The following is a 13,923-nucleotide window of genomic DNA, read 5'->3' on the forward strand; positions in this document are numbered from 1 at the left end:
GCATGAGTCGGGCGGCGCCGGAACCGGCCATCGTCCGGGATGACCGGCGGTCATCCGATCCGGTCGGGCCCCGTCCCGGCCTCCGTGGACGGCGCGGTGCTCTTCGTGCGGGGCGGGGCCGGCGCGGGCGGCTTAGGCGACGGCTTCCGGGTGGCGGGCGCCTTGAGCGTAGGCTTCACCGTGATCCGGGCCGTGGGCTTCACCGTGGCCCTGGCCGTCTGCTTCTGCGTGGTCCCGGGCGTCGTGCGGTCAGTCGTGGGCGTCGTGCGATCGGCGGTGGGCCGCCGCGTCGGGGTGGGCTCGGCGGTCGGGGTGGGCCGGGCGCACGGGGCGGTCCTGCCGCTCGCGCTGTCGGAACGCCCCGACGGCAGCCCGGTCGCCACGACGCTCCATCCCGACCCGCAGGGCACCTTCGGGAAGGAGAACCTGACCGTCCGGGTGTAGTCCGTCGCCCCGGCCAGGGCCACCGTCGTCTGCTGGACGCTCCGGCCCACCCGGAAGGCGACGCGCAGCCGCACCTGCCGGTTGTTCGCGGCGCCCACGGTGACCGAGGCGACGGCCGCGCCCCTGGCGTCGAGTGCGGCCCGTGCCACGTCCACCCGCCGGACCAGCGGCCTCGGAGCCGCGGTGGGCGTGGCGGTCGGGGTCGGTGTGGGTGTGGCGGTCGGCGTGGGTGTGGCGGTCGGCGTGGGTGTGGCGGCCGGTGTGGGTGTGGCGGCCGGGGTCGGGGTGAGAGTGGCGGTGGCGGTGGGACCCGGGGCCGGCGCGGTCGTGGGAGCGGCCGTGGGGCCGCCGGCGGGGGCGGTGGCTGCGGGCGGGCTCGACGGTCCGGCGGAGGGCGGCTCCCCGGTCCCGGGCGGTGTCGTCAGGCCGGGCGGCGTCGCGGGTTCTCCGGAAGGGCTCCCGGGGGCGGTCGGGGCGCCGGAGGTGGGGGGAGGGGAGAGGCTCTCCGGGCCGGGTGAACCCGGAGCGCCGGACGGCGGCGCGGCGGCCACGACGTCGATCCGCTGCGGTTCCGGAGCCCGGTCGGCGGCCAGCACGTAGACGCTGACGCCGCCGGCGGCCAGGACCAGCCCGGCACCGACCGCGACCCCCGCCGACCTGCCGCGCAACGCGCCCAGCACGGTGCGGAACAGCGTGCTCTGGAACAGGGCGGTCCCGCCCTCCGAGCCGGGCGCGCGGAGCCGGAACAGCAGCGGGAGCAGCGCCGCCAGGGCGGCCAGCCGAGACCTTCCCCGTTCCTCCCAGTCGGATCCGTACGCCGCCGTCGCCACGGCCTCCAGTTCGGCCACGAACCCCGCGGAGGAGACCGGCCGGTCCCACGGGTCCTTGGCCATGCCCCGGGCGACCAGGTCCCGGACGGGCCCGGGCACCTCCTCCACCGGGATCGGCGCGTGCGCGTGCTGGTGCATCAGCACGGCCCGGTCACCCGCCCGGTACGGCCGGCGCCCGGTCAGGCACTCGAAGAACACCACGGTGGCGGCGTAGACGTCGGTGGTGGGTGAGGCGGGCGCGCCGGTCCACTGCTCGGGCGCCATGTACGGCGGCGTGCCCGCGGGAGCGTCCGCCTGCCCGGCGCGCACGGCGATGCCGAAGTCCACCAGCTTGCTGGCGCCGTCCGCCTGGACGAGGACGTTCTCCGGCTTGTAGTCCCGGTGCACCAGGCCGCTCCCGTGCGCCGCGGCCAGTCCCAGCAGCGAGCCCTTGAGCACGACGAGGGCGGCCTCGGGGCCGGTCGCGCCGTGCTCGCGCAGCAGTTCGCGCAGGGAGACCGCGTCGACGGCCTCCATCACGATCGCGGCGTTCCCGGCCTCCTCGACGTACTCGTAGAGCCGGGTCACGTTGGGGTCGGCCAGCTCCACCAGGAGCCGCGCCTCGTCGCGGAACCGGGCGAGGAAGCCGGGGTCGTCCCGGAGGGACTCCGACAGGTACTTGATCGCGACGTGCACGCCCGACTCGTCGTGCCGGGCGAGCACCACCCGGCCTCCACCGCCCGCGCCGAGCTCGCGCAGCTCGGTGTAGCCGGGCACGCTCCATCCGCCGGCGGCCATGACGCTCTCCAATGGGTTCGGGGTGAGGCTCCTTCGATGATCCTCTGATGAGACGTCTGGGCCGGGTATCCGGTTTGCCGGAGCAGCCTTACCCGATGGTTATGTTTCGCGAGGCGATATGTCCGGGCACGGGCAGGTCCGCCGTCAGGGCGGGGTCCGGCTCGGGCTCGCCCCACGTCGTGCGGAGCGGCAGGACCCCGGCCCAGATCGGCAGCCCGTAGTCCTCCTCGTCGTCGACCGGCGGCCCCTGCCGGATCTTCACCGAGGCCTCGGCGAGGGAGAGGGCGAGCACGGCCGTCGCGGCGAGCTCCTTGCGGGTCGGCGGGCGCACGGCGTCCCACTGGCCGGGAGCGAGCTGCTCGGTGATCGCGCGCAGCCCGGCCAGGTGCTCGTCGGGGTCGGTCACGAGGCGGGGAGTGCCGTAGACCATGGCCGAGCGGTAGTTGACCGAGTGGTGGAAGGCCGACCGGGCCAGCACGATGCCGTCCAGGTGGGTGACGGTGACGCAGACCTCGCCTCCGTCTCCGCCGGCCCGCAGGGAGGTGGCGCCGGTGGAACCGTGCAGGTAGAGGGTGTCGCCGATGCGGCCGTAGCCGGTGGGCACCACCATCGGGACGCCGCGGGCCACCACGCCCAGGTGGCAGATGAGCCCGGCGTCCAGCACGGCGTACAGGTCGGCGCGGTCGGTGCGGGCCCGCTCCCGGGAACGGCCGAGGACGGTCCGGGGGGTCGCCGAGAGCGGCGGGACGGACGGGGCGGGCGGCGAGGAGGGTGAGGACATGGTCCTAACCTAGACAGGGAGTGGACACCGGGAACACGTCCACTTCCCGTCTGATCCGGGAGACCACTTTGCCCCCCATCCCCGTCGACCTGCCCCTCGCGGTGGACCGCGCCGCCCCGGTCTCCCTCACCGTCCAGCTCGGCGACCGGTTGCGCGCCGCCATCCGCGGCGGGACCCTCAAGCCCGGTGAGCGGCTGCCCTCGACCCGCGCGCTGGCCCGCCAGCTCGCCGTCAGCCGCACCGTCGTCACCGAGGCCTACCAGCAGCTCTACGCCGAAGGCTGGATCGAGGGCCGCCACGGCTCCGGCACCTACGTGGCCGACCTCGACCTCTCCTGGCACGGCCCCGCGGCGGAGCCGGCCGGTGCGACGCGGGGGAGGCCCGTGACGCGCCGCGCGGGTGCGGCGACGGCTCCGGACGGCGGGCCCCTGATCGATCTGCGGCCGGGACGGCCGTGGGTGCGGGACTACGACGAGGCGGCGTGGCGGCGGGCGTGGCGGCAGGCCGCCGACCTGCCGCCGGGGGACGACCCCGACCCCTACGGCCTGCCGCGGCTGCGGGAGGCGCTGGCCGTGCACCTGCGCAGGACCAGGGGCGTCCCGGCGGGCCCGGAGAACGTCATGGTCACCCGCGGCACCGGCAACGGCCTCGACCTGCTCGCGGCCACCGTCCTGCGCTCCGGTGACCGGGCGGGCGTCGAGGACCCCGGCTGGCGCAGGGCGCGGACGATCCTCCGGGCGCGGGGCGCCGCGATCGTCCCCTGCCCGGTGGACGCCGACGGGGTACTCGTCGACGGGCTGCCGGAGGACCTCGGCCTGCTGTACACCACGCCCGCCCACCAGTACCCGCTCGGCGGGCGCCTGCCCATCGCGCGCCGGGAGCGCCTGCTCGCCTGGGCCCGGCGCAGCGGCGCGTTCGTCGTGGAGGACGACTACGACGCCGAGTTCCGTTACGACGTCGCCCCGCTGCCCGCCCTGTACGGCCTCGACCCCGATCAGGTGGTGCTGCTCGGCACCCTGTCGAAGTCCCTGTCCCCGGACATCGGGGTCGGCTGGCTGGTCGCCTCCCCCGGCCTGCTCGACGCCGTCGCCCGGACCCGCGAGGACCTGACCGACCGCACCGGGGGCCCGGCCCAGCAGGCGGTGACCGTACTGCTGGAGCGCGGCGATCTCGACCGGCACCTGCGCCGCATGCGGCTGGAGTACGCCCGGCGGCGGGCCGCGCTCGTGGCGGCGCTCGGCTCCCGGGTGACGGGGGACACCGCGGGCCTGCACGTCATGGTCGGGCTCCCGGAGCACCGGGTCGGTCCCCTCGTCGAGGCGGCCCGCGCCCGCGGCGTCCTGCTGGACACCACCGACCGCCACCACCACGGGCCGCCCGGCCGGCACGGCCTGGTGATCGGGTACGGCTCCGCCTCGCTCGCCCAGGTGCGGGCCGGGGCCGCGATCCTGGCCCGGTTGCTGGGGCCGGGACTGGCGGACGGTGCAGAATAACGTTCTAATAGTGGGCCATGAGCATCCCTGGCATCGACCGGACCCGCCTGGTCGCGTGGATGGCCCGCCACGTCCCCGACGCGGAGGAGCCCACCGAGATCGCGCTGATCTCGGGAGGCCGGTCCAACCTGACGTACCGGGTCGAGACGCCGGGCCGCAGGCTGGTCCTGCGCCGCCCGCCCCTTGGCCACGTCCTGCCCACGGCCCACGACATGCGCAGGGAGTGGCGGGTCGTCTCCGCGCTCGCGCCGACCCCCGTGCCGGTGCCCGAGCCGGTCGCCCTCTGCACCGACGAGGACGTGATCGGCGCCCCCTTCTACCTGATGGCCCACGTCGAGGGCGAGGCCCTGCGCGCCCGCGGTCAGGCCGACCTGGCGCCGGCCCAGGCCAGGGCGCTGTCGGAGCGGCTCGCCGAGGTGCTCGCCGCGATCCACGCCGTCGACTACGAGGCGGTCGGCCTGCGCGGCTTCGGTCGGCCGGAGGGCTACCTGGCGCGCCAGCTGGAGCGCTGGGGACAGCAGTGGGAGCGCTCGAAGACCCGCGAGCTCGCCGAGTACGACGAGCTCGTCGCCCGCCTGCGCGAACGCCTCCCCGACCGGCCGTCCGCCGCTCTCGTGCACGGCGACTACCGCCTGGACAACACGCTGGTACGGCTGGTGCCCGGCGCGGACCCGCAGATCCGGGCCGTGGTCGACTGGGAGATGTCCACCTTGGGCGACCCCGTCGCCGACCTCGGCCTCACCCTGACCTACTGGCACGACCCCGGTGACGGCGCGCGCTCCTCCGTCCCGGTGGCGGGCGACGTCACGCTCACCCCCGGCTTCCTGGACGCGAAGGGGTTCGCCGCCCACTACGCGAAGGTGTCCGGGGCCGACCTGAGCGACCTGGACTTCTACCTGGCCTTCGGCAACTTCAAGCTCGCCGTGATCCTGGAGGGCATCCACGCGCGCTTCGTCCAAGGCAAGACGGTCGGCGAGGGCTTCGGCGACCTGGGCGCCTCCGTCCCCGTCCTGGTCGCGCGGGCCCACCGGGCGCTGGACGAGCGCCCGGCCTGACCCTCCGTACGCACTCCGCGCGAATCCCGGGGCGGTGGTCCGGGGCGGGGTACGGCGGCGCGGACCCGGGGCGGGACGGGTACGGCGCGGACCCCGGGGCGGTGCCGGGCGGGGCGCGGCGCCGGACGGCCTCAGGCGGCCTCCGGCGAGCGCGCCGCGCGCCGGCGGGCCCGGTACGCGGTGAGCGGCACGCCGAGGGCGGCGAGCGAGGTGATGGTGGCCAGCGCGGTCAGCACCCGGTACACCGTGAACGCGCCCGTCATGAAGAACGCCTCGCTGACCAGGATGCCCAGCGCGACGCTGAGCGCCACCGTGAGCGCGATGCTCTCCATGGCGTCCCCGGTGTGGTCGCGCGGGGCGAGCAGCGGCCGGAACAGCGCCAGCACGGCGGCTCCCGGACAGGTGAGCAGGAAGACCACCGTGACGGTGACGCGCAGCGGAGCGCCGCCGGGAGTCTCGGTCGTGAGCAGGGCCAGCCAGCCGGAGGAGGCGAGCAGCAGGAGCGGCCAGCGTATGGTGTTCATCGGTTGCCTCCAGCGCGGAGCCCCGCCGTCACGGGGTCGCCGCCGCTCTCTTCGGGATCAGTTCGTAGACGGCGCCCCCGGAGTTGCGGACGAGCACCCGGAACCGGTCGGACGCCTCGATCCCCCGGCGCAGCCGGTCGATCGTGCCCTTCGGGAAGATGCCCGCCGTCTCGATGGCGGCCTTCTGCGCGCGGTTGAGCACCAGGTAGGCCTTGCCGCCCGGCGGCACGCTCGACATGAGGCCGATGAGCGACGGCACCGGGTCCTGCACCAGCTCCACCCGGGTGGGCACGTACTTCGGCATCCCGGGGGCGGCGTCGCGCGAGCGGGGCAGCTCGTCCAGCCAGCTGTGCTGGTAGCGCTCGTAGTAGTCGTAGGCGGCGGGCAGGAAGAACGTGGGCGCCACGATGAGCGACCCCTCCGGCGCCGCGCGGTGCACCGCGCGCACGAGCCGGACCTCGTCCTGGGTGAAGTAGTTGGACTGCTCCTTGCCGTAGTTGCCGAAGAAGAAGCCGGTGACCATGAGCATGAGGACCAGGGGCAGGATCAGGACGCGGACGAAGGTCCGGCGGGCGGGCAGGAACAGCGCGGCGGCCAGGAACGCGCTGAGCGGGAGCGTGAACAGGTAGATGCGGAACATGATCTCCCCGCCGTAGCTCCCCGCGGCGAGGAACAGCAGCGGGCTGAGCCCGATCACCAGCAGGGGCAGGCCCGGCCGCCTGAGCCAGCGGCGGCGCAGCAGGGCGCCGCCGGCGGCGAGCAGCCACAGCCCCGCGGAGAGCGCGCGGTCGGCGTAGGCGACGATCACCTGTCCGGGGGCGGCGGTGCCGAGGGAGAGGAGGCCGTCGTCCAGGTTGCCGCCGGCGTCGCCGAGCGACTCCACGATGTCGCTGAACCGGGCCTCCAGGAGCTGCCAGGCGGCCACGGCGTCCCACACCAGCACGGTGAACCCGGTGAACAGCAGGATGCCCAGGTTGCGGTGGCGCCGCAGTACGGACAGGGCGGCCAGTCCGGCCACCAGCATGAGCGGCGTCAGCTGGTGGGAGGAGGCGATCGCCACGATCGGGAGGGCCAGCAGGATCGTCCAGACCAGGCGCCTGCGCGTGCCGGAGACGGGCGGGGGCTCCGCGCCCAGCCCCTCGGGGTCGTCGCCCGCCCTGATCGGCCCGCGCCGGAAGCGCCGCACCACGACGACCAGCACGGTCAGGTAGAGGACCAGGGTGGTGGCCTGCGGCGAGAAGTAGTCCTGGCCCACCCAGGAGCAGGAGAAGTAGACCCAGACCGCGCCCCACACCAGCTGCCGGTTGCGCGTCACCGTGCGGAACAGCAGCAGCAGCGGGAGCAGCATCGCGGTGTTGAAGACGGCGGGCCCCCACGCGGCGATGCCGAGGGCGTCCGGCAGCCCGGCGGCCTCCGTCATCATCGCGAAGAACGAGAAGAAGCCCGGCCACTGGTGGTAGGCGGCCAGCGGGCTGAGCTCCGGGTCCGTGGCGCCGTGCCGGATCAGGTAGTCGATGACGGAGACGTGCTTCCACGCCCAGGAGTAGCGCAGCGAGGGGTAGAGCAGCGCGGGGGTCGCGTGCAGGACCGCGATCAGCACCAGGGTGTAGCCCGCGTGCCAGAGCTCCAGGGCCTTCCGGTCGCCGAGCAGCGCGACGAACCCGATGATCATGACCGCGACCGCGATCCAGAACAGGGCGGGCAGGACGGTGATCAGCCCCAGGTCGGTCATCCGGTCGAGGTCGACCTCGCGCAGGGAGAGCCCCCACAGCACGGTGGCGACCGGCAGCGCCGTCCGGGAGAGGAACCACGTCCACTGGCCCGTCTCCCGCGGAGTCCCGTCGGCCCGCGTCGTGCGCAGCCTCCCGCTCACGTAGCCGGCGTTGGCCGCCGCCATGCCCAGGAGCATCACGAGCAGGGCCTTCCACCCCTTGATGTCCGCCGGCCCGGTGAAGGTGACCGCGCGGAACACCGCCCGGGGCAGGCCGTTCCGGACCGGTGCCAGGTGGGCCAGGAGCCCCTCCCACCCGTTGGTGCGACGCCCCACGTCCGCCTGCGACCGGCCCTCGGCGGCGCACCGGGCCAGAAAGTAGGCCAGGCGGGAGCGCCGCTCGGGCACGTCCAGCCGTACCACCGCCGAAGGCTCGTGGAGCAGCTTCGCGCCGGGCCGCAGGTCGAGCAGGCGGGAGCGGAGCTCGGTCTTCACACCGCCCGCGGGCTCGGCGGAGATCTCCTCGGGGCGCTGGTCGGGCTCCTCGGGGAACCCCCCGGCCTCGGCCAGCGCCTCCCGCCGGAACGACAGGGCGCCGCCGTACAGGTCGTCGACGCGGTCCGGCTGGATGCGGGAACCCGTGAACGGCACCCCCAGCACCCAGGCCAGTTCGGCGGGGAACCAGTCGGGCCTGCCCGAGCTCCAGCGCAGCGCCACCCTGCCGCGGACCGCGACCACGTCGTGGTCGGCGTACGGCTCCAGCAGCGCCGCCGACCAACCCGGTTCGGGAGCGGAGTCGCCGTCGAGGAAGGCGACGACGTCCCCCCGGACGCGGGCCAGCCCCAGGTTGCGGGCGGAGGCCGCGCCGGCGGCCTCCTGTTCCCGCACCACGGTGATCTCCCCGGCCCCGTCGGTCCCGCAGAGTTCGGCCTCGGCCCACTCGGCCAGCTCGGGGGAGCGGTCCACGACCAGGACGATCTCCTCGGGGGCCGGCTCCTGGGCCCGCAGCGCCTTGACCGTGACGGCCAGGCGGAACCGCGACTGCGCGGGGCCCGCGACGACGACGACCGACAGCGACGGGACGACCGTCTCGCCGGGCGGGGTCTCCTCCTGCTCGGGCGCGGTCTTCTCCAGCTCCGGCTCCCCGCGGGCGGCCGGGATCTTCGGGACGGGCACCCGCCAGACGACGGTGGGCGCGCCGTCGCTCACACCGCCCCGCCCGACCGGCACGACGGTGATCGTCTCCGCGGAGATCCCGTCTCCGGAGACCTCGTCCGCGGTCTCCGGGACGTCCTCCCCGCCGGAGCCGCCGGAGCCGCCGGAGCCGTCGGGTTCGCCGGAGCCGTCGGGTTCGCCGAGTCCGCCGGAGTCGTCAGGTCCGGTTCCGCGCTCCGCGGAGGGCCCGTCATCCCGGGCCCTCCGGTCAGGTGCGCTTCCCGCCGGGCTCCCGCCGCCGGGCTCGGCCGCGGGTCCGGCCATGGACTCGACCGCGGACTCGACCGCGGACTCGACCGCGGACTCGACCGCGGGCCCGGCTCCGGGCTCACCGGGCTCGGAGGGCTCGGAGGGCTCGACCGCGGTGGAGGCCGGGCGCCTCATCGGTCGGGTGATCACCTCGTCGATCACCTCTTCAGCCTGCTTGCCCTCCACACGCACCCTTCCCTGGGTAGTCGACGGGAGCTAATCGTTGCCGACTTTACTCCGCGTTGCTTCGCTTTCGCCGTATCACCGCCGTACGGCCACAGAGGGCCTTGACCTGGTCCGCTCCGTGTCGCCGCGCGTCATCCGCCGGGCGCGGGCCCGGCTCCGCGACCCCTCCGTCAGGGGAGGGGCTGCTGGAAGTAGGGATCCTTCCCCGCCTCCGCGAACGCCTCCAGGACGCCGGGACCGGTGAGCGAGAAATCGCAGTCGTCGGCGTCGGTGTTGTTCCACTGGATGATCGCCTTGAGGTTGGGCATCCGCTTCATCGCAGCCGGGATGCCGCGGTACCAGTCGGCCCGCGCGGAGGGGTCGGCGGAGTCGCTCTCCGTCCCGTACTCGGCCAGCATCAGCGGCTTGTGGGCGAAGCCGTTCTGCTGGAACCACTCGTAGGTGGGCTGCACGGTCTCCTCGAAGCTCTGCCACTTCGCGCCCCGGCAGGTGGCGAAGTTGTAGGGGTCGTAGCTGATCCAGTCGACGTAGTCGTCGCCCGGGTAGTACGGCTTCCAGCGGTCGCGGAACGGGTAGTAGCCGGTGACGCCCCAGACCCAGAGCGCGTTGTCCGCGCCCGCCTGCCGGAAGCGGTCGACGATGCGCTTGTAGGCCGCGATGTACTCCTCGGGGGTCTGGCCGCTCTCCTCGCGGTCCTTCTCCCCGTCGAAGCCGATCAGGACGGGCTTGCCGTACTCCTTGACCCGCTCGGCCTGGGCGTCGATGACCCGGTCGAGCTCCCCGCGCGCGATGGCGTGCCAGGGGATGTCCACGTTCCCGGCCCAGATCGTCGACTCCCAGCCGAGGAACAGCACGCGCTCCTCGGCGAGGTCGCTCTCGTCGTCCCGGAAGAAGCGGCCCGCGTCGGTCTCGGACATGTCGTGGTAACTGATGGTGATGTCGAGTTTCCGGCCGATCCTCGACTCCATCGCCGTCACGTCGGCCACCAGCCCGCGCTCCCGGTCCGGCGGGACGTGCATCCCCCACCAGGCCCCGCACGGCGGCACCAGGTCGGAGGTCGGCACGCAGGAGGTCGGGGTCGGCCGGACCCCCGGCACGGTCGGCGGGGGCGGCGCCGCACTGCGTTCGACGGGGGAGGCGTACATGTAGACCACGGCGGTGACGGCCAGGGCGGCCACCAGGGCCGCCACCAGCGAGATCGGAATCCACTTGGAAGGGGGCAGCCCCCGGTCGCGGCGGGCGTGCCTCCCCCTGCCGGGCATGGTCATGTGGTCCTCCGAACGCGTGGGTCCAGCGGACCGGCTGAAGCCGACATGGGGCGATCACTCTCCGGGCGCTCTGCTTGACTCATCAGCTCTCATGGATCATGAAGGGGGCGGGCTATGGTGAGCGTAAGGTCACGCTGCGCTGTCTTCGGTGCTCACATCCGGGCGCCCGTCTCCTCCGCCGAGGCCGCGGGGGCGGACGGAGCCGGGGGCGGGCCCGGAGAGCGGGGCGGAGGCGGGCCGGCCGGCCGCACCCCCAGCCGGTCCAGCAGTACGGCGACGCGCCGCGCGCGCAACGGGTCCACCGGGAGCACGTGCCGCGTCCACCAGCGCGCGGCCTCCGGGGTGGGCCCGGCGGGCACGAGGCCGAGATAGTCGTCCAGCGGCGGGTCGTAGACGAACCCCGGGACCACGCCGTGCCTCTCCAGTGCGGTGACGACCGCGTCGCGGTCCTCGACCACCAGCGGCACCCGGAGCAACGGCGCCGGCGGCGACCCGGCCACGCCCCGCGCGGCCCACGGCAGCCCGCGCAGCAGCTCCACCCCGGCCAGCCGGCGTTCGCGCTCCCGGTCGACCACCCGGAAGCGGGAGCGCTGGTAGGCCCGGAGCAGCCCGCCCTGCCGCATCCGCCAGTCGTCCAGGTCGATCCGGAGCCAGTGGCCGAGCCCGTCGAGCCCGCCCGGCGCCTCCGGGTCCTCCACCGCCTCCAGGGCCGCGAGCAGTTCCTCCTCGCGCGGAGCGCAGCGGTGGCCCGTCCACTCGATCACGCCGAGCGCCTTCAGCGCCCGCCACATCGGCCGGACCAGCCCGGTCCGGTAGACCGTCTCCCGCAGCATCGGGCGGAGCGCGCCGAGGACCTGCGCGCGCGGACCGCCGTCGAGCAGGAGCCCGTCGCGCATGCGGGCCAGGGCGGGCAGCTCGCCGGGGTCCTCCACCGTGAGGAACCCGCCGGACATGGCCCTGCCGTGCTTGGCCAGGCTGAACACGCCGGCGGCGCCGAACGTGCCGGCCGGGCGGCCGTCCACCGTGGTGAGCATGGCGTGCGCGGCGTCGTCGACCAGGACCAGGCCGCGGCGGTCGCACTCGGCGCGCAGCCGGACCACCCGGTCGGGCTGGCCGTACAGGTGGGTGGTGAGCACGCCCGCCAGGCCGGTCCAGTCGACCAGGTCCGGGTCGATGTTGCCGTCGTCCGCCGAGACGGGCGCCATGACGGGCCGCAGGCCCGCTGCCAGCGCGATGAACAGCACGGTCTCGCAGTTGGTCGGGGCGATCAGCACCCGGTCTCCGGCGCCGAACCAGTGCCGCAGGGCGAGGTAGAGGCCGAACCGGGCCGAGGGCACGTGCAGGCACGCGGCCCCGACCCGCTCACTCATGATCGATTCGAGGGTGCGGCTCATCGCGTCTTCAACCGTGCCCGCAGGTTCCCGTACCGCTTCATGGCCCGGTCGGCCGCGCCGTACAGGGCGGGGCTGTCCAGGATGAACTGCCGGGCCCGGCGCACCGGCGTGCGGCGCAGCCAGTACGCCGCCGCGCCGGCCGAGCGGCGGCGCACGCATCCCTCGCTCACCGGCTCGCCCCGGCTGCGCAGCGCGTCCTTGTACTCCGAGCCGGTCCCGATCCCCAGGTCCATCGAGCGCAGCCCGGCGGCGGCGGCCGCCTCGGCCATCCTCAGGTGCTGGATCAGGCCGGGGGAGTACTTGGCGAACTCCGGGTCGTAGGCCGGGAACCAGCCGATCAGGATCGTGTCCGAGCGCAGCCCGAAGTGCCCCGCGACCGGCTTGCCGTCGCAGTAGAGCATGGACAGCGGCCCGGCGAAGTCGGGGGTGTCGATCGCGTGCAGCCGCTCGGCGAGCTCCACGACCCAGGCCCTGCCGAACCGGTCGGGGCGGCCCATCCGCTGGTACTGCGCGGACTTCCAGCTCCGCAGCAGCCGGAACTGCTCCTCGTCGCGGACCGCGAAGTCGAAGGTCAGCTCGCCCGCGTCGCGGCCGAGCTTGCGCTCCTTGTAGAGGGTGGACTTGAGGAACTTGGGGGAGCGCTCGCGCAGCCCGTCGAGATAGGCGGCGTAGCCGTCCGCCAGGTCGAGGACCACGGCCTCCTGGCGCAGTACCTCGAACGGCTGGAACCACTTCTGCCCGTCGACCATGCAGCCGAACTCCCACACGTGCAGCCCGCAGGCGCGCAACAGGGCCTCGGCGTCGAACTCGGCGCCCGGCGCGTGGACCACGCCCTGGCAGAGCGAGACCCAGGCGCCCAGCGCGGTGCCCACGCCGCCGGGGTGCCGCTCGAACGGGAAGAAGCCGACCGGCCCGTCCTGCTCGGAGACGACCGCGACCCGGGCCTCGGCGCAGACCTCGCCCATCGCGACCGTGAACTCCGGGCTGAGGAAGGGGTTGCCCAGCCGCGGCGTGGCGTGCTGCATCTCGCGCCACGCGTCGATCTCGGCCTTGCCCAGCTCCCCGGGGCGGATGACGTCGATCTTCATATGCCGCGCCCCATCCGGTGCAGGCGGCCCACGATCGCCGGAGCGGGCATGCCCGCCGTGACGGCCAGCGCCAGGTAGGCGCGCGGCTCCCAGGGGCGCCGCCGTACGGCCCTGCCGATCCAGCGCAGCGCCTGCGCGGAGCGGCCCAGCGCGGCCTCGGCGAAGGCGATCTTCCCGGCGAGCTGGGCGTAGCCGCCCGGCGCCCCGGTGAACTCCGGATAGCGCTCCAGCATCCAGCGCAGCGCCGTGGAGATCGTCTCGCTGGACTCGACGACGGAGAAGTGCGAGGCCGTGTGCAGCCTGACCCTGACCCCCGTCTCCGGCACGTTGACGATCGGCCCAAACCGGGCGGCCCGCAGCAGCAACTCGTAGTCCTCGCCGTAGCCGCCGGGCAGCTCCTCGCTGACCAGGCCGAAGCCGCCGGTGAGCGCGTCGCGGCGCATCAGGTAGGTCGAGGGGTGCATCGAGGGCAGCTGCTTGCGCAGCAGGTCCTGCAGGGTCACCGTCGGCGTGGGCACCGACCTGGCGAAGGCCACCTCGTCGTTGAAGAGCTCGATCCCGCAGGTCGCGAAGTGGCCGCCGCCGAGCGCCGTCACCTGGGACCGGAGCCGGTGCGGCAGCCAGAGGTCGGTGTCGTCGCAGAAGGCGACCAGTTCGCCGTCGTCGAGCAGCACGCCGGTGTTGCGGGCGCCGGCGATCCCCGGCTGCCGCGTGTTGGGCGTCACCATGACCCGCCGCCCGGGACGGGAGGTCGCGAACGACTCGTCCGGGGGGCTCTGGTCGAAGACGGCGACGCAGGTGATGTCGCCCGGATAGTCCTGGCCGAGGATCGAGTCGATCGTCTCCTGGAGGAGTCCGGTGCGATTGCGGGTCGGGATCACCACGGTGATCGCCGGCCAGTCGTTCAC

The 13,923-nt window shown here is 74.4% G+C and carries 10 protein-coding genes; 2 read left to right on the forward strand and 8 right to left on the reverse strand.

The window, feature by feature from the left end:
* Nucleotides 1–50: 50 nt before the first annotated feature.
* A complete protein-coding gene (locus IEZ07_RS35465; protein WP_191893703.1) occupies nucleotides 51–2,051 on the reverse strand; it encodes a serine/threonine-protein kinase in 2,001 nt (666 codons plus the stop codon).
* Between the two features lie 88 nt (nucleotides 2,052–2,139).
* Nucleotides 2,140–2,832 (reverse strand): pyridoxamine 5'-phosphate oxidase family protein, encoded by a 693-nt coding sequence (locus IEZ07_RS05150; RefSeq protein WP_191893704.1) that lies wholly within the window; start codon nucleotides 2,830–2,832, stop codon nucleotides 2,140–2,142.
* A gap of 68 nt (nucleotides 2,833–2,900) precedes the next feature.
* Between IEZ07_RS05150 and pdxR the strand changes: the two genes are divergently transcribed.
* Together pdxR and IEZ07_RS05160 are read left to right on the forward strand one after the other, a co-directional pair.
* Nucleotides 2,901–4,325 (forward strand): MocR-like pyridoxine biosynthesis transcription factor PdxR, encoded by a 1,425-nt coding sequence (gene pdxR, locus IEZ07_RS05155; protein ID WP_191893705.1) that lies wholly within the window; start codon nucleotides 2,901–2,903, stop codon nucleotides 4,323–4,325.
* Between the two features lie 17 nt (nucleotides 4,326–4,342).
* Nucleotides 4,343–5,380: a phosphotransferase family protein gene (locus IEZ07_RS05160; RefSeq protein ID WP_191893706.1), complete on the forward strand. Its 1,038-nt coding sequence runs from the start codon at nucleotides 4,343–4,345 to the stop codon at nucleotides 5,378–5,380.
* A 131-nt stretch (nucleotides 5,381–5,511) separates the two neighbouring features.
* On the opposite strand, the gene IEZ07_RS05165 is transcribed toward IEZ07_RS05160, so the two are convergent.
* The 6 genes from IEZ07_RS05165 to IEZ07_RS05190 all read right to left on the reverse strand — a co-directional run bounded on the left by IEZ07_RS05165 (nucleotide 5,512) and on the right by IEZ07_RS05190 (nucleotide 13,923).
* Nucleotides 5,512–5,904 carry a hypothetical protein gene (locus IEZ07_RS05165; protein WP_191893707.1) on the reverse strand — a complete coding sequence of 131 codons (393 nt, stop codon included), beginning with the start codon at nucleotides 5,902–5,904 and terminating at the stop codon, nucleotides 5,512–5,514.
* A 28-nt stretch (nucleotides 5,905–5,932) separates the two neighbouring features.
* Nucleotides 5,933–9,265 carry a glycosyltransferase family 2 protein gene (locus IEZ07_RS05170; protein ID WP_191893708.1) on the reverse strand — a complete coding sequence of 1,111 codons (3,333 nt, stop codon included), beginning with the start codon at nucleotides 9,263–9,265 and terminating at the stop codon, nucleotides 5,933–5,935.
* 170 nt (nucleotides 9,266–9,435) lie between these two features.
* Nucleotides 9,436–10,533, reverse strand: coding sequence for a glycoside hydrolase family 26 protein (locus IEZ07_RS05175; protein WP_191893709.1), 1,098 nt, complete (start codon nucleotides 10,531–10,533; stop codon nucleotides 9,436–9,438).
* 152 nt (nucleotides 10,534–10,685) lie between these two features.
* Complete coding sequence (locus tag IEZ07_RS05180; protein WP_191893710.1) at nucleotides 10,686–11,927, reverse strand: DegT/DnrJ/EryC1/StrS family aminotransferase; 1,242 nt, start codon at nucleotides 11,925–11,927, stop codon at nucleotides 10,686–10,688.
* Entirely contained in the window at nucleotides 11,924–13,015 is a 1,092-nt protein-coding gene (locus IEZ07_RS05185) for a GNAT family N-acetyltransferase (RefSeq protein ID WP_191893711.1), read from the reverse strand. Before IEZ07_RS05185 ends, IEZ07_RS05180 begins: the two co-directional genes overlap by 4 nt.
* A complete protein-coding gene (locus tag IEZ07_RS05190) occupies nucleotides 13,012–13,923 on the reverse strand; it encodes a glycosyltransferase family 2 protein (RefSeq protein ID WP_068903378.1) in 912 nt (303 codons plus the stop codon). Before IEZ07_RS05190 ends, IEZ07_RS05185 begins: the two co-directional genes overlap by 4 nt.

Origin of the sequence: Planomonospora parontospora (genome assembly GCA_014647935.1) — a bacterium.
Taxonomy (GTDB): domain Bacteria; phylum Actinomycetota; class Actinomycetes; order Streptosporangiales; family Streptosporangiaceae; genus Planomonospora; species Planomonospora parontospora.